Source organism: Gracilimonas tropica DSM 19535, assembly GCF_000375425.1.
Lineage (GTDB): Bacteria > Bacteroidota > Rhodothermia > Balneolales > Balneolaceae > Gracilimonas > Gracilimonas tropica.
The window spans coordinates 547,751-570,251 of record NZ_AQXG01000001.1 but is presented as its reverse complement, the minus strand read 5'-3'; the positions used below and the strand labels follow the sequence as shown (position 1 = coordinate 570,251).

At 42.3% G+C, this 22,501-nt stretch carries 19 protein-coding genes; 12 read left to right on the top strand and 7 right to left on the bottom strand.

Features of this window, described 5'->3' with window-relative positions; all coding sequences use genetic code 11:
- Positions 1 to 6 precede the first annotated feature (6 nt).
- Positions 7 to 807, top strand: coding sequence for a motility protein A (locus B151_RS0102615; protein ID WP_020402040.1), 801 nt, complete (start codon positions 7 to 9; stop codon positions 805 to 807).
- 63 nt (positions 808 to 870) lie between these two features.
- Entirely contained in the window at positions 871 to 2,334 is a 1,464-nt protein-coding gene (locus B151_RS0102610; protein ID WP_020402039.1) for an OmpA family protein, read from the top strand.
- Here B151_RS0102610 and rpoN read toward each other — a convergent pair.
- Positions 2,331 to 3,839, bottom strand: coding sequence for an RNA polymerase factor sigma-54 (gene rpoN, locus B151_RS0102605; RefSeq protein ID WP_020402038.1), 1,509 nt, complete (start codon positions 3,837 to 3,839; stop codon positions 2,331 to 2,333). The genes B151_RS0102610 and rpoN overlap by 4 nt on opposite strands.
- A 5-nt stretch (positions 3,840 to 3,844) precedes the next feature.
- The gene (locus tag B151_RS0102600) at positions 3,845 to 4,420 is read right to left on the bottom strand and encodes a DUF3109 family protein (protein ID WP_020402037.1); all 576 of its coding nucleotides are present in this window, start codon (positions 4,418 to 4,420) and stop codon (positions 3,845 to 3,847) included.
- Positions 4,421 to 4,557: 137 nt separating this feature from the next.
- Between B151_RS0102600 and B151_RS0102595 the strand changes: the two genes are divergently transcribed.
- The 7 genes from B151_RS0102595 to B151_RS0102560 all read left to right on the top strand — a co-directional run bounded on the left by B151_RS0102595 (position 4,558) and on the right by B151_RS0102560 (position 12,973).
- Entirely contained in the window at positions 4,558 to 4,827 is a 270-nt protein-coding gene (locus tag B151_RS0102595) for a hypothetical protein (protein WP_020402036.1), read from the top strand.
- The gene (locus B151_RS0102590; protein ID WP_020402035.1) at positions 4,824 to 5,330 is read left to right on the top strand and encodes an acyl-CoA carboxylase biotin carboxyl carrier protein subunit; all 507 of its coding nucleotides are present in this window, start codon (positions 4,824 to 4,826) and stop codon (positions 5,328 to 5,330) included. Before B151_RS0102595 ends, B151_RS0102590 begins: the two co-directional genes overlap by 4 nt.
- Complete coding sequence (gene murA / locus B151_RS0102585) at positions 5,323 to 6,591, top strand: UDP-N-acetylglucosamine 1-carboxyvinyltransferase (RefSeq protein ID WP_020402034.1); 1,269 nt, start codon at positions 5,323 to 5,325, stop codon at positions 6,589 to 6,591. Before B151_RS0102590 ends, murA begins: the two co-directional genes overlap by 8 nt.
- Positions 6,592 to 7,158: 567 nt before the next feature.
- A complete protein-coding gene (locus B151_RS0102575) occupies positions 7,159 to 8,904 on the top strand; it encodes an Rne/Rng family ribonuclease (protein WP_040516512.1) in 1,746 nt (581 codons plus the stop codon).
- A gap of 55 nt (positions 8,905 to 8,959) precedes the next feature.
- Entirely contained in the window at positions 8,960 to 9,508 is a 549-nt protein-coding gene (gene hslV / locus B151_RS0102570; RefSeq protein WP_020402031.1) for an ATP-dependent protease subunit HslV, read from the top strand.
- 1 nt (position 9,509) lies between these two features.
- On the top strand, positions 9,510 to 10,922 hold the full coding sequence (hslU, locus tag B151_RS0102565; protein WP_020402030.1) for an ATP-dependent protease ATPase subunit HslU: 1,413 nt from the start codon (positions 9,510 to 9,512) through the stop codon (positions 10,920 to 10,922).
- 158 nt (positions 10,923 to 11,080) lie between these two features.
- Positions 11,081 to 12,973: a S41 family peptidase gene (locus B151_RS0102560; RefSeq protein ID WP_157470649.1), complete on the top strand. Its 1,893-nt coding sequence runs from the start codon at positions 11,081 to 11,083 to the stop codon at positions 12,971 to 12,973.
- Positions 12,974 to 13,071: 98 nt separating this feature from the next.
- Here B151_RS0102560 and B151_RS0102555 read toward each other — a convergent pair whose 3' ends face one another.
- Positions 13,072 to 14,955 (bottom strand): AMP-dependent synthetase/ligase, encoded by a 1,884-nt coding sequence (locus tag B151_RS0102555; protein ID WP_020402028.1) that lies wholly within the window; start codon positions 14,953 to 14,955, stop codon positions 13,072 to 13,074.
- Positions 14,956 to 15,071: 116 nt separating this feature from the next.
- Between B151_RS0102555 and B151_RS0102550 the strand changes: the two genes are divergently transcribed.
- On the top strand, positions 15,072 to 15,578 hold the full coding sequence (locus tag B151_RS0102550; protein ID WP_020402027.1) for a Fur family transcriptional regulator: 507 nt from the start codon (positions 15,072 to 15,074) through the stop codon (positions 15,576 to 15,578).
- Positions 15,579 to 15,585: 7 nt separating this feature from the next.
- Here B151_RS0102550 and B151_RS0102545 read toward each other — a convergent pair whose 3' ends face one another.
- The 4 genes from B151_RS0102545 to B151_RS0102530 form a co-directional block, all read right to left on the bottom strand.
- Entirely contained in the window at positions 15,586 to 16,968 is a 1,383-nt protein-coding gene (locus B151_RS0102545) for a D-alanyl-D-alanine carboxypeptidase/D-alanyl-D-alanine-endopeptidase (protein ID WP_020402026.1), read from the bottom strand.
- 84 nt (positions 16,969 to 17,052) lie between these two features.
- Positions 17,053 to 17,940: a cell division protein FtsX gene (locus tag B151_RS0102540; RefSeq protein ID WP_020402025.1), complete on the bottom strand. Its 888-nt coding sequence runs from the start codon at positions 17,938 to 17,940 to the stop codon at positions 17,053 to 17,055.
- A 1-nt stretch (position 17,941) separates the two neighbouring features.
- A complete protein-coding gene (locus B151_RS0102535) occupies positions 17,942 to 19,909 on the bottom strand; it encodes a hypothetical protein (RefSeq protein WP_020402024.1) in 1,968 nt (655 codons plus the stop codon).
- Positions 19,906 to 21,195, bottom strand: coding sequence for a competence/damage-inducible protein A (locus tag B151_RS0102530; protein WP_245550341.1), 1,290 nt, complete (start codon positions 21,193 to 21,195; stop codon positions 19,906 to 19,908). Before B151_RS0102530 ends, B151_RS0102535 begins: the two co-directional genes overlap by 4 nt.
- Positions 21,196 to 21,387: 192 nt before the next feature.
- Between B151_RS0102530 and B151_RS17750 the strand changes: the two genes are divergently transcribed.
- On the top strand, positions 21,388 to 21,981 hold the full coding sequence (locus B151_RS17750) for a CDP-alcohol phosphatidyltransferase family protein (protein WP_083909849.1): 594 nt from the start codon (positions 21,388 to 21,390) through the stop codon (positions 21,979 to 21,981).
- Positions 21,978 to 22,463: a phosphatidylglycerophosphatase A family protein gene (locus tag B151_RS0102520; protein WP_020402021.1), complete on the top strand. Its 486-nt coding sequence runs from the start codon at positions 21,978 to 21,980 to the stop codon at positions 22,461 to 22,463. The genes B151_RS17750 and B151_RS0102520 overlap by 4 nt, the downstream gene beginning before the upstream one ends.
- The last annotated feature ends 38 nt before the right edge of the window (positions 22,464 to 22,501 follow it).

The window sequence follows — 22,501 nt, the reverse complement described above, 5'->3', positions numbered from 1 at the left end:
CCGTTTATGCGTACTTCTGTTTTAAATATTCTGTGTTTTTTGATCGCATCGGTGATATTGGTATGGGGTGCCCTTTTAGTAATCGGGGTAAGCAGTTTTAACTTTATTCCTGATGATTACCGGTTCTTGAATTTACCGAGCCTGGCGATCGTCTTCGGGGGTATTCTTGCAAGTGTTTTCATTAGTTATGAGTTCGGAGATGTATTCAAAGCCATTCGTGACAGTCTTAAATTATTTTCCTATAGCAAGATCACCGATGAACTGCTTGCCGAAGACATCGAAAAAATCATTCAATGGCAAAAAAGAATAAAAGCTGACCGCATGGGAGCTATTGAGGAGTTAAGCCTGGAATACGAAGAAGAGTTTGCAGGCTACCTGTTTTCTGTTCTGGATACAAACTATTCAACCCAAGAACTCAGAGAATTGGGACAAGCAAATATCCAGGAAAGCTATATCAGGCAAAAAAAGATCAACGACATCATTTCGAGCATGGGTAAAAGCGCTCCGGTTTTTGGAATGTTGGGTACCTTATTTGGGCTGATCGTAATCCTTTCAGACTTTGATCAAATAGAAACGCTGCTTACAGGTTTAGCCGCCGCTTTAATGACAACCTTATATGGAATTATTATCGGTAACTTTATTTTCAATCCCATGGCACGAAAGATGAATAATATCGCATCTTCAAAATATTTCCGGAAAAAGTTAATTCTGGAAGGAGTACTTTTGATTGAGGAAGGAAAGACCGCACTTCAGATATATGATAAACTCCAGGCCCACATCCAGCAAAATCGTTCAGGTATAGCTTAGAATCAGGTGAGTAGTAAAGATCCGAACATAGAGCATGACAACTCTTTGTTTCCTAAACAGGAAATGGAAGAATCCGAAGATGAAAGCTGGCAGATCAGTTACCTTGATATTATAACTATTCTTCTCGGTTTTCTGATCATTTTACTTTCCGTCTCAAAAATGTCGGATAATGAAGTTTTTTCCGTTTCAGGCCTTTTTAAATCTGATGTGGAAGAAGCCAGGTTCATTACCACTCCCATTAATAAGATCAGAAAACAGATAGAACTTGCTTTGATAGAAGAAGTTGCTGATGATCAAATTGAAATCAAAAGAGACCTCAACGATCTTCTTATACGCCTCAAGAGTGATAACCTCTATCTATCCGGAAGTGCAACTATTCAGGCTGAGGCACTTACACTTTTAAATAAAATCGCACGAGCTTTAAAAAATAACGCCTACAACGATTTTAAGATTGAGGTTGAAGGCCATACCGATGATGTCCCCATCCATTCTGCAGCATATGAATCGAACTGGGAATTATCGACTGCACGAGCCACAAATCTGGTTAAATTTCTGGCCGGAATGGGTATTTCCAAAGACCGTCTGAAAGCATCAGGCTATGCCGATTCACGACCTATTGCCTCTAATATTGATAGCAACGGCAAGCCTATTCCTGAAAACCGGGCTCAAAACAGGCGGGTAACACTCAGACTTTTTTATACCGAACCCCTTCCGGTGGCAGATGCATCCGGTTCAGAAAAAGAAAAAAATGCGGTGTCTTCTCTTGATCAGCAATGCAGATATTCCGTTCAATTAGGAAGTTTTTCCTCCTTTGGAAATGCTTTCAGGAATGCCTCAAAATCTATTTCATCCCGCTCTGCTGGCAATACGGATTTGAATCTCGTGTATAATGGAACCCATTTTTCACTTCGAACTTCACCAGATAATAATCTTCTAAAAACCCTTGATAAGGCAGAAAACCTGAATACGAATTGGGCAGGATCTGCAAATGGTATCATTCATCAGTGTTACGATAAGTCGTTTATACCCTCTTCAATCGAATACCAAATTCAGTTGGGAGCATTCCGATCTGTTGAAAACGCTCGAAATTACGCGTCTTCTCTAGAAAATAAGTACGATATCGATATGGAGGTTTCATCGGTTTCAAACGGACTTTACCGGGTACAAACCCAACCGCTGCAGAGTCTCTCAGAAACCTTGAAGCGATCTGACTTTCTGGAACGAGCTACCGGAAATAAAAACCTGGTAAACTATAAAAAACTATCAGGCTCCAATTACTCCTACGATTTTCAGATCCAGTTGGGACTTTTTCAGTCATTGGAAAAAGCTCAGGAACTATCCAATAAAATTTTGATGCTGATGGGATTGAAAACCAACATTATAAAAGCCGGCAAAGATGCCTTTATTTTAGTCTCAGAGCAGTTCAGCGATTGGGAAGGAACACTTCAAAGCTATACAGATCTATCCAATACCAGTTATGATCTTCAGCCCGTACTTTATTTTATAGAACAGAAGGCCGGAGCTTAGATCACTTGTTTCCTCATCCGCGCAACCGGAAGGTTTAGCTGTTCCCTGTATTTGCTAACCGTTCTTCGCGCTACTTTATACCCCTTTTCATTCAACATATCGGTTAGTTGCTGATCGCTGTAAGGATCTTGCTTGTCTTCCTTATTGATGATGTTTTCGAGAATATTCTTTACTTCCCGGTTAGATACTTCTTCTCCGCTTTCAGTTTCCAGCCCCTCATTGAAAAAGTATTTTAACTCATAAACCCCAAAGTAAGTCTGTACATATTTACCGTTTACAACTCTCGAAACAGTCGAAATATCCATGCCAATTCTTTCAGCTACATCTTTCAGGATCATAGGTTTGAGTCCTTCTCCGTACTTAAAGAAATCTTCCTGCAATGCCACAATGGTCTTCATGATATTCATCAGCGTATTTTGCCGCTGACGAATCGACTCTATAAACCAATTTGCCGAATCGATCTTACTCTTCATAAAGTTTCGGGCATCTGAATCTGATTTTTTCTCTTTCTTGGATTTGATCTCTTCCCACATTTGCTTGTATTCCGGAGATATTCGGAGTGAAGGGGCATTCCGTTGGTTCAGGTTGATGATGAACTCCCCCCGATCACTTTCACCGTCTTCAATGCCCTTCCAGTAAACCTCAAAATCCGGCTCAATGTAATTTTGAGTTTCCTCAAGTCCACTTGCCACAGCACCGGGCCGTGGATCCATTTGCTTTATAGCCTCAAATGCATCGTTCAATTCTTCCCTGGTGACTTTGAATTTTTTCAGCAACTTAGAAAAGTGTTTTTTCTCGAATGCTTTCCATGCATTTTTAACAATCTGGATGGCAAGGTTCAAGCCCGGCAGCTTCTTCTCTGAGGCTCTCAGTTGTACCAATAAGCAGTCTCTGAGATCTCGGGAAGCTATACCAATTGGTTCAAGCTGTTGAATCTCTTTTCGAACCTTCTCAACCATCTCTTCATCAATCAAAATACCCTGGTTGAAAGCAATGTTATCCACCACCGCCTCCAATTCACGCCGGAAATAACCATCTTCGTCAAGTGAGCCCAAAATTTGATCGGCTATCAATTGTTCCTCATCCGTAAGGTCAAGTAAATTTACCTGTTCCTCCAGTTGTTCTAAAAAAGAAGCCTGATAAGGATTGGGAAGCTCCTTCCATTCTTCAATATCGGGATTAAAAGAATTACCGAACTGCTCGCCATCATATTCCGTGTTTTTATCAAACTCATCCCAGTCAACTTCGTGCTCCTCAAGACTTTCGAGCGCTTCCTCTTTCTCTTCTTTAGGATTTTCATCAACCTCAGAAAGACTTACAGTATCCTCTTCTCCGGGATCTACTTCTTCCAATACCGGATTAGCTTCGATCTCTTCTTTGATGCGCTGTTCCAGTCCTATAGTAGGCAACTGCAGCAGTTTTATGTACTGAAGTTGTTGAGGCGAAAGCTTTTGCTGTAAACTCTGCTGCTGTTTCTGATTTAAATTTTGTTGGTTTCGAAGCATATAATCTACTGACTGCGAATCTCTTTACAAGCTCTTAAGAATGACTGATACCATTTTTCACCGTATCTGCGAACCAATGGTTTTTGAAGGAATTCAGCTAAATAGGTATTCTCTTTTTCTCCCTTCTCACAAGCGGCGGAACAAAGTTTAGGAACATATTCATAATTGGCATAATCAAACCCTGCAATATGTTTCAAACGTACCGGAAATAAATGACAACTGATGGGTTTTTCCCAATTAAAGCGCCCTTCAAAATAGGCTTTCTGTATAGCACAATAGGCAATTCCCTGATCATCATGCTTCACAAAAATACATTCGTTACTTCCTACGGTTGAGATTTCATATCCTTTGCTTTCCGTTCCGATCACTACTCCGTTACGCTCAGCAACCTGAACCGATTCTTGGGGCAATTCGTTTTTCAGCAATCTATAGGCCTTATGTAAAACAGGGATCTCAGATTTTGATACCGGGGCTCCGGCATCACCCACCACGCAACATGCTCCTTTGCAACGGGGTAAGTCGCAAGAAAATTTCGCAGTCGCGATGTCGTCAGCAAGTATGGTATTTTCAACTTTGAACATGAACTAAGATAATAATCAGTTCGACACTTTTCGATGAATCTAAAGCATATTTTAAGATTTATTTATACTGCTTTTTTAAACAAATTAATGCGGTTAATATTTGTGATAATTTTGTATCGGCTCTATCTTCAGCCCATATGAGAAAATTAACCCCATCAGAGCGAAAAATTCTGGACCGCCTCATTTTTCCTGAATCATTTGATGTGATTCAAGAAGAAACAGAACTGGCTTACGGAGAGATCAGGGATGATATCATCAACCTCATGAACTCACGGCTTATTGAAGTGGTAGATTCTGATCATTCTCCTGCTGACAACAGTATTCAGTGGTTTGACTCGGATAATATCAAGGAATCTACTTTTCGGATAACAAAATCTGGCATTAAACACATGAAAAGACAGCTATGAAATTTCAGGCAATTATAGGTGAAAACGAACACGATGTTGAACTTGATCCCGAAAAAGGCACTTTTACATCAGGTGATGGTTCCGGAAAATATACTTTTGAACATGTCAATGGACGCTTTATTCTTCGTGTGGGAACAAAAACCTACAAAATTGATAATGTAGCTAAAGACGGTTCCAACATTGAGTTTTCAATGAATGGCGTTTGGCACACTATTCAGGTTAAAGACGAGCAAGAACTTTTGCTGGATCGACTCGGATTCAAAACGGGAGCTGCGGCCGGCGAGGGTATCCTGAATGCCCCCATGCCGGGTAAGATCCTTGAGATCATGGTAAACGAAGGCGATGAAGTTGAAAAAGATCAGCCTCTTGTTATTCTGGAAGCCATGAAAATGGAAAATGAGCTGAAGGCACCAATTGCCGGAACCATCACAAATATTTCGACAGAAGTCGGAGCATCATTAGAGAAAAATTCACCTATACTGGAGATCGAACCCATTGGATAAATTTGTAATTGAAGGCGGTAAACCACTTAAAGGAACCATCCCGATCAGCGGCTCAAAAAATGCTGCACTACCCCTGATGGCAGCTTCTCTTCTTGGAAACTCCGCTTCTACCCTTCACAATATTCCCCGTCTTAAAGATATTTATACGTTTAATAATGTGATCCGCGTGGTTGGCGCTCAGGTCGATTTTCATGAAGATGAAAACAAGCTTGTGATCGATCCAACACACGTCAATCACCTGGAAGCACCTTATGATCTTGTACGAAAAATGCGTGCTTCGTTCTATATGCTCGGCGCTCTTGTTGGAAAACACGGGTACGCCAAAGTTTCCCTTCCCGGCGGTTGTGCGTGGGGACCTCGTCCCGTAGACCTGCACCTGAAAGGTATGGAAGCGATGGGCATCGATATCTCTCTGGAAAAAGGATATGTGATCGCTAAAGCCAATGATAAAATTGAAGGCGGTTCTTTTAGGCTTGAACCTAGTTCTGTTGGAGCCACGGTGAATCTATTGCTGGCTTCGGTTTTAAAAGCCAAAAAATTTACGATCAAGAATGCAGCTAAAGAGCCGGATGTGGTACAGCTTTGCAATCACTTGGTAAAAATGGGAGCTAATATTGATGGCATCGGAACCGATACGCTCACTATAAAAGCCGTGAATGAGCTTAAAGGAATTGAAGTTTCTAATGATCCTGACCGCATTGAATTGGGGACGTTTATGATTGCCGCAGCGATGTTTCCCGGCTCGGAGCTTACGCTTACCGGTTGCAATCCGGAACACCTTGGCAGTTTCACCAAACAGCTCAAAAAAACCGGTACCACTGTTGATATTGACGGAACGACCATAAAAGTAAAAGCTCCGGATACGCTGAAACCGGTATCCATCAAAACAGAGATTTATCCCGGTTTTCCCACCGATCTTCAGGCCCAATGGGCTACGATGATGACCCAGGCTGAGGGTAAATCCAAAGTCACCGATACGGTATATTTTGATCGATTTAGCTACGTCCCGGAACTCACTCGTCTCGGTGCAGATATGGAAGTGGAAAAGAATACGGTTCATATTTCAGGAAAAACTCCGTTGATAGGTGCTTCGGTGATGAGTACCGATCTGCGCGCCAGTGTAAGCCTGGTATTGGCGGCTTTGGTTGCTGAAAATCATTCGGATGTGCTGCGTATTTACCACCTTGACCGTGGTTATGAGGATCTTGAGAATAAGCTGAGTGCTGTTGGAGCGAATATTAAACGGGTTGATGAGGATTGATTCCTTCTTCCCTTTCTGAATTAGAACAAGCGGTTCGTATTGAGTCTCTGGGTAATTCAGCGACATTGGAAATACCAATTCAATTACCCAGCCTCGCTCCACACGCTCTGTGTTGGAGCTTAGCTTTATCATATCGTCTTCTCTTCAATAAAATAATCCTAAAAAGCGTTTACATTAATGAGCTTTCACAGTTATATTCATTAGACGAGAAAATCGACCCAAACAAGCTTTTTAAACATTATTTTCTATTGCGTAACGCACGGAATACATATCAAAAACGAACTTTATCGGCTCCATTGACTTACTCTTTGAAGGATGCCTTTATCGATTTTTTCTTGTTCTGCAAAATCTTATCAATAGTTATAAAGCAGAACCTTTTCTCTGATTCCAAAACGGAATCAACCCAAAAAACAATTTTAACAGACATTACTCCCGAAGCAGCCGCTCGTCCGTTTGCTTCAATCCCCTCTCTACAACACGAGAACGTACTCAATTTGCATCATAAATTAATACGATGGTTTGTTTGCAGGGGCTTTAGCGGCTTCCGGGAAAGGAAGAATTTCACCAATGAAAAATCAAATTATTATTCACTCTTCGGGCAATCAGACCCGTATCGCGCTTTTAGAAAACAACGAGTTAGCGCAGCTTTTTATAGAGACGGAAGAAAACCAGCGAACAGTTGGTAACATATACGTAGCACGAGTTCACAAAGTGCTCAGCGGTATTCGCGCTGCTTTTATAGACATGGGTACTCCGAAAGACGCTTTCCTTCACTTTTCGGATGCCGGCGACCATTTGGATGAATACATTACCAAGCTAAACGGCAAAAACGCGATTCCCAATCACGCCCAAAAAGAACTTCAAAACAAGGATAAACTCTCGAATGTAGAGAAACAGATCCTGGCCGGAAAAATGCTTCGAACCGGACAGAAGCTGCTGGTTCAAATTGTGAAAGAACCAATCGGCTCAAAAGGCCCCCGAATCTCCACAGATATCACTATCGCAGGCCGTTTCCTGGTGTTGATTCCTATGGGCGACTACATTGCGGTTTCCAAAAAGATCAACAACTACAAAGAACGTCGCCGTTTGAAAGGTGTTCTAAACAATATGGTGCCCGATGGTTTTGGAGTGATCGTGAGAACGGTTGCGCAAGGTCAGGATAAAGAATCTCTTGAAGATGATCTTCGGAATGTGCTGAAGAAATGGGAGCAGATCGTAGATAAACTGGAAGATGCCAAACCACCTTCTCTCCTCTATCGTGATCTGAATATGACGGAAAGTTTGATCCGCGATCTATTTGCCAAGAACTATGACCGTGTGCTAATCGATGACCCTGAAATGTACAGGCAGATCAAATCATATGTAGGGCAGATCGCTCCTAAGATGGTTCCTAACGTAGAATTATATAAAGGCAAGGAACACATCTTCGACTACATGAAGATCGCCCACGATGTGAATTCTATTTTCAGTCCGCGTGTACGGATGAAATCCGGTGGATACCTCATCTTTGAGCAAACCGAAGCCATGTATGTGGTAGATGTGAACTCAGGTCCTTATGCGGCAAAACAGCGGCAGGAAGATAATTCCCTCAAAACCAACTTGGAAGCTGCAAGAGAAGTAGCCAAGCAGTTACGGCTGCGGGATATCGGTGGAATCATCGTGGTTGACTTTATCGACCTCCGCGATGACAAAAACCGCAAGAAGATCTATGATGAACTGAAGAAGGAGTTTGCCAAAGATCCCGCCAAAACAAATGTAATTGGCATGAGTGATTTTGGTTTGGTTCAGATCACCCGACAACGAATCCGGCCAAGTGTGGTGAATTCAGTTTCAAAAGTTTGTCCGGTTTGCGGCGGCTCAGGAAGTGTAGTCACCGAAGATACCATCATCACCGATCTCGAAACCTGGCTAAGCAAATTCAAGCATAATACCAATTATCGTGCAGTTGACCTCTATGTAAATCCTTTCCTGAAATCGGTTCTGACAAAAGGACTGATGAGTACCCATTGGAAATGGATGGTAAAATATCGTATCAAGATCTCGCTGGTGGGTGACGAAACCGTTTCAATGAACGAATTCCGTGCCACTCTTGTGGGTTCTGATATTGATATCACTGAGATTGTTATGCTTGACGAATCTATCGAAGATGTCCTAAGTCGTGAAGGCGAGTTATTAGAATTGGACAGTGGAAAAGGAAACAAAGAGAACCTGGATATCTCCAAAAAAGAGAGAAACAACGGTAGCAGAACGTCAGGCCGTAATGACAATTCGAACGGAAGAGGAAAATCGAAGTACTATAAGTCTTCAAATTAAGGCTTGGCTTGGTTTTTGTACCTCACCTGTTAAAATTATTAACGAAAATTAGATCATGAATTTATCTGAATTACATGCCACTACGGTTGTGGGTGTGATCCATAATGGCAAGGCTGCAATTGGAAGTGACGGCCAGGCCACAATGGATAAAACCGTTATGAAAAGCACCGTCAAAAAGGTTCGAAAATTATACGACGGTAAAATGTTAGCCGGATTTGCCGGTTCTACAGCTGACGCTTTTACGCTTTTTGAGAAGTATGAAGAGAAACTCAGCGAATATAATGGAAATATGGAACGCGCCGCCGTAGAACTTGCCAAGGAGTGGCGTAAAGACAAATTCCTTCAAAAATTACAAGCATTGCTCATTGTGATGAACAACGAGAAATCACTGGTGATTTCAGGACAAGGTGATGTCATCGAACCGGATCATTCCATTGCTACCATTGGGAGTGGAGGCTCCTATGCATTGGCAGCCGCCCGCGCCATGATGAACCACGCTCCGGAATTATCGGCAAAAGATATCGTAGAAGAGTCGCTGCACATTGCAGCTGACATCGATATTTACACCAATCACAACCTTACGATCTTAGAAATTGACAACTGATATGTTAGCTATTGAAGAGAAAAATTTAACCCCACAACAAATTGTGGCTGAACTCGACAAATATATTGTCGGGCAAAAATCAGCCAAACGTTCGGTTTCCATTGCCTTAAGAAATCGTTGGCGCCGACTTAATGCCGAAGAAGAGATCCGGGAAGAGATCATTCCAAACAATATTTTACTGATCGGTCCCACCGGAGTCGGTAAAACAGAAATCGCTCGCAGATTAGCCCGTTTAGCACATGCTCCTTTCATGAAAGTGGAAGCATCCAAGTTTACAGAAGTTGGTTACGTAGGGCGTGATGTAGAGTCCATGATTCGTGATCTTACCGACGTTGCCATTAATATGGTAAAACAGGAAATGCAGGATCGGGTAAAAGAAAAGGCCGCTGAAAAAGCTGAAGAACGTATTCTAGACATTCTAATCCCTCCTGTAAAAAAATCCGGAGTAGGATTTAACAGCTCTTCGAATTCGGATGATTTTGATCCTCAAAAAGCAAGTGATTCAGAATTAAATGAACGCACACGAGAACGCTTCAGAGAAAAACTCCGCAATGGAGAACTGGAGGATCGAGAGATAGAGATCGAAGTAAAATCGAGTAAAGGAAGTCCCATGATGCAGGTTTTTGGGCCTCAGGGAATGGAGGAAATGGGTATTAACCTGCAAGATATGCTCGGAAATATGGGCAAAGGCGGTAAAAAGACAAAACGTAAACTGCCTATCAGTGAAGCCCGTGAGATCTTGACAGAGGAAGAAGCTGAGAAACTTATCGACCACGAAGCTGCGGTTCAGGAAGCCTTGGAACGCGTTCAAAAACAAGGCATCGTTTTTATTGATGAAATTGACAAGATCGCAGAGTCCTCGAGCAGCAGCGGAGGTAAAGGCGGACCTGATGTTAGCCGGCAAGGCGTTCAACGCGACCTCCTCCCTATTGTAGAAGGAAGTGCCGTGAACACAAAGCATGGTATTGTCAAAACAGATCATATTTTGTTCATCGGTTCAGGAGCTTTTCATGTATCCAAACCTTCTGATATGATCCCGGAATTGCAGGGACGATTTCCAATTCGGGTTGAACTAAATTCTCTCACCGAAGATGATTTCGTGGATATTTTATCCAAACCTAAGAATGCCCTTACCAAGCAATACATTGCGATGTTGGCTTCGGAAGGAGTAGAAATCGAGTTTTCAGATGAGGCTATCCGTGAAATTGCCCGTATAGCAGCTGAAGTAAATTCATCGGTTGAGAATATCGGTGCAAGAAGGCTTCATACCATCATGTCGTCCTTATTCGATGAACTCTTGTTCGCTGTTCCGGATGACATCAACTCAGGCAAGATCACCATAGACAAAGATTATGTTGACAAACAATTATCCGGCATTGTGAAGGATAAAGACCTGAGTCATTATATCTTGTAAAAGAAATGCAAAAGGGGCACTAAAACGCCCCTTTTATTTTTTATCTGTTGAATGTGTTAGCTTCTGATTGTGCAATACTAAGTATTTTATTACAATCGTTACGCACGGTGACAGCTTAACATTTTATTTTAGAAAGGTTTTTAGTGAATATGTTTTTTATGCAACTCAAAAAAATACTCTACCCCAACCTATTAATTTTACTGACGCTTGCAGCGCTCAGACTAACCGGTATCGACCCTGTTATCCATTCCGATAATGATGATACCAAGAATCTCACCAAATACCATCAGGCGCAGCGCAGCATTGTAGCTAACTACTTTGGCGAACCCGATCTGAATAAGATGTATAAGCGAAGTATCATTCGTATGGTGCAAGCCGTAAAAGATTCCACCCTTAAAATAGATGGAACTCCGGTTGATACCACATTTTCCGGCTTGGAAATCAATTCTATCAGAGATTCATTTACCAATTTTGAGAAAGCCTATCTTTATATAGCCAACAACAGTCCTGATGAGAACATGAATAAGTTGACTGATGAAGCCATCCGCGGCATGTTTTCTACACTCGACCCTCATTCCATTTATATTGAACCGGAGGATAATGAACAGATTCAGGAAAACTTTGCCGGTAAATTCCAGGGAATAGGCGTTCAGTTTCAGATCATTGAGGATACGATAACTGTTGTTTCAGCCATTTCGGGCGGCCCCAGCGACCAGCTTGGTATTCGATCAGGGGATCGAATCATTAAAATTGAAGACTCTACGGCGGTCGGTTTCACAAATGAAATGGTTTTAAGAAAACTGAGAGGTGAAAAAGGTTCTAAAGTGAAAGTAACGGTGAAACGCCCTAATGTGGAGGATCCTATCAACTTCAATATCACCCGTGATGACATCCCCCTTTATACCGTTGATGCTTCGTATATGCTGGATGATGAAGCCGGATACATCAAGATCAATCGATTTGCTGCCACCACGCATGATGAATTTATGCAAGCGGTAGAGGACCTCAAAGAAAAGGGAATGACCAAGCTTGTGTTAGATCTGCGAGATAACCCAGGTGGTTACCTGAGTCAGGCGATCGCAATAGCAGAGGAATTCTTTCCGCGTGGAACCGAACTTGTATCTACCAAGAGTAAACATGACCGATTTACCCAAAAATATTTTTCCCGGAGAGATGGTGCTTTCAAAGATAAGCCGGTGATTATTCTTGTTAATGAAGGTTCTGCCTCAGCCAGCGAGATCGTAAGCGGTGCCATACAAGACCATGACCGCGGATTGATTGTAGGAAAAAGATCATTTGGTAAAGGCTTAGTTCAACAGCAATATGAGCTTGTAGACGAAAGCAGTGTTCGGGTCACTATTTCCCGATATTATACCCCGTCTGGGCGGCTCATTCAAAAACCTTTTGTTGAAGGTGGAGAGCAATATGCTTATGAAATTTACAGACGCGATAATGCCATGAGCGATGCCGTAGAATTTATCGAGCATGTCCCTGATTCCCTAAAGTACAGCACTGATAATGGACGAACGGTATATGGCGGCGGTGGTATTGTGCCTGATTATATTGTACCTGATGACACCACAACTTCCGCATATGTATTCAATTTCGCTATCAGAAATCAGGTTTCTTTTGACTTTGTTCGCTCTTTCCTCGATGAAAACGGAGAAACTTTCAGAGCGGAGTGGAAAGACGATTTTGAACGTTATCGTAAAGATTTTGAGTGGGATGAAAAAACCGAAGCTGGGCTTAAAGATCTTTTGATCAGCCGTGGAATGGTTGTTTCAGATACAGTTGATTCCCCATCCTTTGCAAATGATTCCTTATATGTACCGGCCGGTCATTATGAAGAGGTAGCCTGGCTTCTTGAAGGCCGCATGAAGGCTGAATTAGCCCGACAGGTTTGGGGGCAGAAGTACTTCTACCCTATCGTAAACGATGTATTTGATAAGACACTGAAGGAGGCCGTTACCCTTTGGGATGCCGTTGCACGTCTCGAAGCCCTGGCTAATGGCAAAGCCGATGCTTTCTCGATCGAACAAAGTAGAAATTGATGCAAGTGTAAAAGCTTCGAATTAATTCACAGAAAAAGCCCCATAAATTCAGTTTTATGGGGCTTTTTTATGACTTTCAATTTGAGGAGATATTGCGGCTAATCGTTATCATTTTTAAAAATATCGTCAATAAGATGACCATATTTATCTGCAATAACGCGGCGTTTCACTTTTAATGTTGGAGTGATCTCTCCGGTTTCGACCGTAAATTCATTAGCAACAAGCCGGAAGTCTCTGATCTTTTCGTGAGAGGCAAGTTCCTTGGAGAAAGTCCTTATTTCTTTTTTAAACAGATCGTTAACTTCCTCCAATGCAATCAATTCCTCATTGTTTGAAAACTTAAGCCCCTGCTCTTTTGCATATTTTTGTACAGCCTCAAAATCGGGCACAATAATGGCCGCCATATAATTCTGCGCTTCTCCAACAACCACGATCTGATCGATCCATTTACTCGTTTTAAATAAGTCTTCTATCGGTCCCGGATAAATATTTTTACCTCCGGCATTCACTATCATGTGCTTGATACGATCGGTGATCTTGAGAAAACCTTCATCAAATTTCCCTACATCGCCGGTATGAAGCCATCCATCTTTATCTATCATTTCCCTGGTAGCTTCTTCGTTGTTCCAATAGCCTTTCATTACATTCGGTCCTTTACACAAGATCTCACCCGCTTCAGTGGTAAGGCTTGTAGGATAGTCCTCGCCACTTATCTGTCCAAGGATCTTTCCATCCTCCAGTCCCTGAATGGCTACCGTAACACCCGGAATAATGGTACCCACAGCTCCCACTTTCTCTTTGCCGGGCTGATTCGCGGCCATCACCGGAGATGTTTCGGTGAGTCCGTATCCCTGAAGAATATTCATGCCTGCACACTGGAAAAAAGTATCAATCTCCGGTGGCAATGCAGCACCTCCTGATACAAAGAGTCTTACATGTCCTCCCGTTCGTTCTTTCAGTTTATCGAACACCAGTTTGTCTGCTATCTTTTTCTGTACACTGATCAACCCCCGTTTCCCTTCAGCATATTTTCTTCCGGTTTCAACGGCCCAATTGAAGATCGCTTTTTTCGTATCACTCCCCTCCTCTACACTTTTTACGATCAGGTTATACATCTTTTCAAAAAGACGGGGCACTGAGATCATAATAGTTGGCTTGGCTTCAGGCATATTCTTTGACACGGTGTCAACACTTTCCGCATAATAGACTTCAACCCCGGAAGAGATCATGGCGTAATAACCGGCTGTGCGCTCAAAGGAATGACATAATGGGAGAAAAGAAAGTAACCGGTCATTTTGATCCCAGTAAATATGCTGGGTTGCAGCTTTAACGTTACTCACAATATTATGATGAGTAAGCATGGCTCCTTTGGGTTTACCGGTGGTTCCTGAAGTATAAATAAGCGTGGCAACATCTTCAGGTTCTACTTCCTGCGACCTCTGTTTGATGGTCTTTTTATGTGATTCAAGCCACTTTCCTCCATCCAACAAAACATCATCATACATTCTAACATAATCCTCATCCAGTAAATGCTCAAGCTTCGGCTCATCGAAAGCGACCACTTCGGTAAGATCAGGACAGTCTGCAAATATTTCTACCGCCTTTTTGAGTTGAAAACCGGTAGATACAAAGAATATCTTCGCACCGGAATCCTGTAGAATATATGCGCTTTGTGAGGCGGGAAGTGTGGTATAAAGAGACACATTTATGGCTCCAACCAGCTGAATGGCAAGATCAACAGCCGCCCATTCATATCTGTTCTCACTTAAAATTGCAACACGATCTCCTTTCTCTATGCCCCTTTCAACCAGGTATGCAGCTATGGAATACACATCATCAGTTACCTGCTCCCAATTAATAGGCTGATATTCTGCATCCGGAGTGGGTTTGTAATAGAATTGATTTTTTCCTCTCCCCTTATGTTTCTGCGAAAGGTTAACAAACAATTCAGTAAGTGTTTCGAAAGGGACTATAGTTGGCATAATTAGCTGATTTATTCCTTAGGTGACTCCGCTCAAATATAATATTCTTGAAATCAAAAACACGGGTTTCATAAGCAAGTTTACAACTCGTATATTAAGGCAAACAAATTTATTTTATGGCACATCCAGCACACGAAGATACAGTTCACTTAGTTAAAGAGATCTTTCGTTCGTACCTCAAAGAACGAAACCAACGGCAAACCCCGGAACGTTTCATGGTTCTGGAAGAAATTTATACGGCCGACGGCCATTTTGATGCCGATGACATCTTTTTTCGGATGAAAGAAGCCGGAACCCGAGTTTCGCGTGCCACCGTATATAATACGCTCGATTTGTTGGTTGAGTGTGGCCTGGTGCAGCGACAACAGTTCGGTAAGAGCCAATACTATTATGAAAGAGCCTATGCTTACCAACAGCACGACCACATCATTTGCAGAGAATGCGGTCACGTTTTGGAATTCTGTGATCCACGAATCGGCGAGATTCAGCGCATGCTCTCCGAAATTCATGATATGGATATTGACGGGCATTCCCTTCATTTCTTCGGCACATGTACCGATAAAGAAGCGTGCCGCAAAAGACAGGAAAAGGAAGGAAAGATCGCAGAATTGAAAGAATCCTGATCGCCCCTCAATAATTATTATAGATATACCATAGTACCTTTTCCATCTCTGTTTTTACCTGGCTTGATGATGAAATGTAGTGATTATTCATAAAGGAGAAGAGAAGTTTAGTTCCTTTCTGTGTAACTATATAACCGGTAAGGCAATGGTTATTACTCAAAGTACCGGTCTTTGCAAATACATATGGCTCGCCTCCTTCCCGGTGTTCATACCAATTTTCGATGGTACCTGATCTGCCACCGGCAGGTAAATAACTGAATAAAGTTGAGTCTTTCACAAATTCCTCATCGATCTTTTCAAGGAGCTTAACCATGCTTCTCGGCGTAAAAAGGTTGTATCTCGATAATCCGGATCCATCAATCCAAACAGCTTCATCCGGAAGATCCTGTAAATATTCTTCCCGGACCGTTTCGATGACCGTTCGTGAATTCATCGGTAAGGAATGTTCTGCTGCAATGGTTAGTAAAAGCTGCTCTGCGATAAAATTGTCGCTTGGTTTCAGCATCCTTTCTAAAACCGTATCCTTTGGAATACTATATAATCGTGTGGTAATTTGTGGCTTCATCATATCCAGGTACGTAACACTTTTGGATAAAGTGTCACTAAGTAGTTCCGTGATCAAATATGGATCATAATGAAAAGGCCGATCTGCCGTCCACTTAACTGTATCGGATTCGGGTTTATATTCCAGGGTGTTGTCATTGAAATCCCGGTAAATAAGTGGCGCTTTCTTACCCGGACGTTCTTCTACTTCTTCTATCTTATCCCGAAAGACCTTCGGATAGATTCCAAGTTCTCCGTTTTCGGTTTCGGAAATCTTAACCTGACGAATCTCTTCAAATTCAAGCTTAACGGTATTCCCATAAATAGGAAAAGGGGTTTTCTCTGTGGAATAGGAATATTGATAGTCTCCCCATGCCCAACCGGGCCCTAAAAACCGATCTTCATAGTGGTTATCAGAATAGTAAAGTTCATATGGGCTTTCGTTCAAGAAACTGATCACATCAGCCTGCTCAAAATCAGGGTGAAGCAGTGTTGGATCTCCGGTTCCCCAAAAGATCAAAGAATCCCCTTTGACAACGTAATCAAGAGCAGGAAGGGAATCAGGGAGCATTTTTAGAGCGGCATAAAAAGTAAACAGCTTGGTATTGGAGGCGGGGGTAAAATACTTATCGGCATTAAGTTGGAAATAGGTGCTGTCCGTTTCCGGATTAAGAAGCATAAAGCCGGTGAAGTTTTTGGTGAAAGTATCCGAGTTGGAAAAAAGTTGCTCCAATCCTGTCATTTTTTTGGCAGCAGAAGGCTCTTGCTTATCCAGGGTTTGCTGAGAACTTGAGCACCCAATGAGAACCAAAAACAGACTAAAAATTCCAACTTTAATATTAAACATACTCATATTGTGTTTATTCGTTTTTTATTACCGGATAAATGGAGCAATTGCCTTTTTACCATTGAAGCATTCCCTGGTATTTGATCAATCACTTGAAATGTATGTTTCTTTGATAAATCGACGAGCAGCCCAGCGACTTCCCCACCATCCCATCATCAAGGATAGCAATAACATAGCACCCACCAAAAAGTACCATCGACCAAATGGCCACTCCAAGGTACCAAGATCAGCAAGATAAAATGGTATTGCGAACTCAAAAATCAGGAATACAGAAAGGATCGCCAGTGAACCTGCAATCATACCTTGTATCAACCCTTCAACGATAAATGGACTGCGAATGAACTTGTTGGTTGCGCCTACCAGCTTCATCGCACGAATGAGGTCTCTTTTGGCATAGATCGTCAACCGAATAGTATTATAAACCAGTATCAAGGCAGCAAGAAGTATCAAAATGCCAAGTCCACCTCCAAGAATAGCAAAAGTATTAAGGTTCGACTCCATCATTCTGAGCAGCGCTTCATTATACTCCACCTCATCTACACCCCGAATGTTGGATAAACGTGAAGCCATATTCCCTACCTGATCGGCACCTGCATCCGTATTTACCTTAAGGCGGAAGGAAGCTGGCAGAAAATTCAACTCTGCAAGCTCTTCGGCACCGGATCCAAATTCTCTTTTCATTACCGCGGAAGCACTGTCTTTAGAAATGTAGGTGATCTCTTCCACCAAATCCTCGTTCTGTAGCTGCAAGCGGATTTGATCCGTCGTTCGTTCATCAACATCAAAAAGAAAGACCTCAAGTTCAATCATATCTTTTATAGACATGGCCTGACTATAGATATTGAAGCCCACGCGAGACAATATGCCCAACAAAAGTACCGCAATAAAAAGCGAAAATATAGAAGTGGTAGCAGCTAGTTTAGCTCTTTTAATTCCGGTAAAACCTTCTCTAACAATGTATTTTAAACTCATATTAATTTCTGAATTGTGCTCGTATTCCTACAATTAATCGTCGGGGCGGCATCGGAAATCCGGCCGCCTCAAAGTACCCCGCCTGACCTAATCCGTCAAGAGCATTTTCCCATCGCATCACAACCATTATTCCACGAACCCGGGCCGAAAGTTCCGCATCTAACCTAAAAAAGGAAGGTATTTGCTGATATTGGCTATTCCCTTGCCAATAGTCAAGTTCGGTATTGTAGGTTCTGGAAGAATAATATAATGGAGAAACCAATGTTTTTACACCCAATTTCAAATATGCTGCCCGATCGAAAACATAGCCTTTTATAAAACCGGAATTCCGGATCCAAACCATGTAATCCAAATGGTTGAGTGCGGCTAATGGGGTATCCGGTTGGTCGTAACGGTTTTGCCGCAGTACACCGGATGTTTCAAACTCAAAGCGGTGATTCTCAAATCGGCCAAACGCAGAAGCTGAGATCCCCGTAAAACTCCCGCTGTTTGCAAAGGAACTGTCAGGCGTAATAAAAGTGGCATTTTCCCCGAACTTGATCCGCCCGGAACCACCCAGTTTTATCTTCTTAGATACGTCCAGAGTCAACTTTCCGGTTATAGACATTCCCGATTCGTTCAATAAACCGGAATTACCTTCATAATTTCCCTGGTTCCAATACAAAGACTGTATGGAAGGTATTCGGTCGTACAAAGCCGCAGTTGTATTGAACGAGATCCTATCAAACAAGGAAGTGGTGAGCCCGGCGAAAATTTCAGACCCGAAACCGTCACCTCCCCGCTGATGATATATCGCCCCTGCAAAAATGGAAGCTTTCGGTAAAAATTGATACTTCAGTTTGGCTTCACCTTTCAAATCAACCCAAGAGCTTACTGAAACCGGCGTATTTTCCAAGGCAGAATGGTGCGAAAACCTGAGATCTGCATTAATCCTGAATTTTCCCATTTCAAAAAACCTGAATGCCCGGCCATTCAAACTTCTCAGATGCTGATTCAATGTGTCTGGTGCAAAAAAGAGATCTCTTTTATTTTTAGTGATCGAAAACTCCAAGCCTCCAATTTCAGATGAAGAAGAGTCAGCCCGCTGATAGATGCCGGTCACAAGATCCCACCGGGTAAACTTCGAATTGGCAGACGCTTTATTAGGAATCGAGGTGAATTCATCAAAAGTAAACGCAAGAGGATCTCCTACCACGTACCCAAAGGATTCATTTCTATCCATTTGATTCCTCAGATACATGGCCCGAAGTAAGAATTTATCATTTAAGTGATGATACACTCTCGCAAAAGCCTGGCTGCCGGAAACGCCATTATTCGGGTAATATCCGCCGCCTTTGCGATCCCAATAAGAGATCTCCAGATTAGTGGCTTCAGAAAAATTCTGCGAAACCAAGAACTCCAGGTTCCTGTAATCTCCCCCGGCCTCATCATAATTAAGGTAGCTGATCGGCTTGACCACATAAAAATCCCTGAGTTGGATTTTGGTCTCCAAATGCCCCTGATAAGCCTCATATACCTTTTTGATCTTTCGGTGAGGCACCAGGTTATAATCGGGCAAGCCGGTTAAGGGATGATTGAGAACAAGTCCTTCCATTTCAACGGTTTGTTCGATCGGAGTGTAACCACCAATATCAAAAGCATCAACCCGGCCGATGGTACCTTGCCGAAAAGAGATCACATCTTTCCGGTAGGCATAATAATCTCCCCAATTGGGTAATATTTGCCATCGCAGTAAACTGTCGTTGGTGATTTGAGTGGTTCCGATTCCGGCTTGTTCTTTCCAGGGAGAAATTTGACCGGGTTCCTGTTTCTTTTTTTCTGGTTTTTTGAGCGTATCACGGGGAGATGTAACAACTGAATCTGCTAATTGAACAGAAGAACTGTCTGTAGCAACGGAATCAACAACCTGAGCAGAAAGCGGTAGGGCCAGCATCAGAAAAACGATATGTGCAAGAATTACTTTCTTCAAGGAAGCTGTTTTTTCAGATCGTAAGGCATTTCTGCTATTCCTTTAAGTTCGCGGCGGGTGATCTCCAGGAGGGTCATTTTGGTTCTTTCTTTGTTAATGAGACGATCTTTAGTGAACATTGCTTTAATGGCAAAATGTGAACCTTCTTTTTGATAAAACCCCATCCACACAGTTCCCACCGGTTTTTCTTTACTTCCCCCGCCGGGACCAGCAATGCCCGTTGTAGATATCCCTATTTCTGTATCCAACTGTTCAGCCACGCCTTTAGCCATTTGCAATGCAACTTCTTTACTGACGGCTCCCACCGTATCCAGATCTTCTTGGGAAACGCCCAACTGCTTTACTTTCACATGATTTGCATACGATATAACTCCGCCATCAAAATAATCACTGCTTCCGGAAATATCGGTAAAGGCATTGGCGATCGCTCCTCCGGTACAGCTTTCAGCAACAGCTATACGTAATCCTTTTTCTTTCAGCAGGTCTCCAACTGACTCACTTATGGAATAATCTTTGCCTTCTCCATAGATGTATTTTCCTGCTTTCCGGTAAATTTCATCCCGAAGCATTTCTAACTGTTTTTGAGCTTCCTGCTTATTTGCACCGCTGCTATTCAGCCGCAATGTTACACCTCCCGGAGCCGGCAGATATGCCATACTGATCCCCGATTTATAATGATCTGATAAGTCTCCGAGTATCTCGTCACTCAGTGTACTCTCGCCAATTCCCGCGGTTTTAATATAATGGGAGTATAAGTATTCCAACTCTCCAAATACCTTCCTCAATCTTGGTGCTACACGCTCCTGCATAAGATATTTCATCTCGTTGGGCACACCCGGCAAAACTGCTAAATACGCTCCTTTTTCATGAAACCACATTCCTGGGGCAGTTCCCATTTTGTTGAACAGAACATCGGCACTTTCGGGAACTTCAGCCTGGGCATGATTAGATTTTGAAAAAGGAATATTACGTTTTTCAAACAATGCTTTAATGTAATCCAAAGTACGCTTGTCCAATTTATAGTCAGAACTAAATAATTCAGCAACCGCCTTTTTGGTCATGTCATCATGGGTAGGTCCAAGCCCTCCGGTAGTTACAACAAAATCGGCTTCAGACATCCCTTGGGAAATAGTATCTTTGATCAGGGAAAGATCATCAGAAATAGTATGAACCCTAGAAACAGTAAAACCCAGTCCGGTTAAAAAATTACCCATCCAGGCTGCATTTGTATTGACGGTGTCACCGATAAGAAGTTCGTTGCCGATCGAGATGATTTGTACTTTCATAGAGTTTAAATTCCGCATTAACATACCCAAATTCCACAGGTATTTACAGGAGATTCATGGAACGGGTTACAAGGTTCAAATTATCATTATACATAAACTTGATACTTGCACTTTAATATTGGCCTCTTTTCTTTAAAATCCTTCGTGTTATGAAAGAAATTCATCCGTAAGTTAACGGGCAAATATTAGTGAATGAAGCACGTCCCCAACATACTTAGTTTAATACGTATTATTTTGGCGCCCATTTTTCTGTTCATGTATGTTCAGGATGAACTGATTTGGCGCTCTCTAAGCATCGCTGTTTTTGCCACAGCTGCAGTCACCGATTTTTTTGACGGCAAAATTGCGCGTTATTACAACCTGGAAAGTAAGCTGGGAATATTTCTGGACCCTTTGGCAGATAAGTTTCTCACTTTTGCCGGGTTTTTCTGCCTCCCTTTTCTGGATGCTGCTCAATTCCCATGGTGGGCTGTGGCTCTCATCGTGATAAGAGATGTTATGGTAACCGCGCTCCGGTTGTACACCAATCGTAAAGAGATCATCCTTGAAACCCGATTTACCGCCAAAGCCAAAACCATGGTCCAGATGGTATTTCTCTATGGTGTTCTGTTATTGGGAGTTTTCAAACAAGCTGATATAGAATTTGCCGATTCAGCTGCTCAGTTCTTCAATTCCGGGATTCTTTTTTATGCAATGATGTTTGTAACCGTCCTTACCGTTTATTCCGGATTTGAATATCTATGGGTGAACCGAGCGATCTTAACTTCAGAAACTTCTGCCCAGTGAATGCGTTCAAATTTTTATTAGGAACCGGATGCTACACCGGACTTTTCCCAAAAATGCCGGGAACAGCAGCCAGCCTCGTCTTTCTGTTCCCTCTATACCACTTACTTACGTTATCTACCATCTGGCCCGTTCTGTTGATCGTTCTCACAGCATCAGGAATATGTATCTGGATTGCTGCTTATTTTGAAGGAACATATGGCAAAGACCCCGGAATTTTGGTAATGGATGAATGGGCCGGTCAGGCACTGGTTTTCCTTGGTTTGCCATTTTCAGGTTTACTTGAAGACCGCGTAATCATCCTGCTGGTCGGATTTATACTTTTTCGTTTCTTTGATATTTTGAAGCCTTTGGGTATAAAAAAACTGCAAGAACTGCCCTACGGGTTCGGAATTTTTATGGATGATTTATTAGCCGGATTATATGCGCTTCTCTGCTTAAAAACCCTTATTTTTGTCTGGCCAAACTTATTTGGGATGGCTTAATTACTTACTCATCGCAGCGGTACCAGAAATAGAATTTA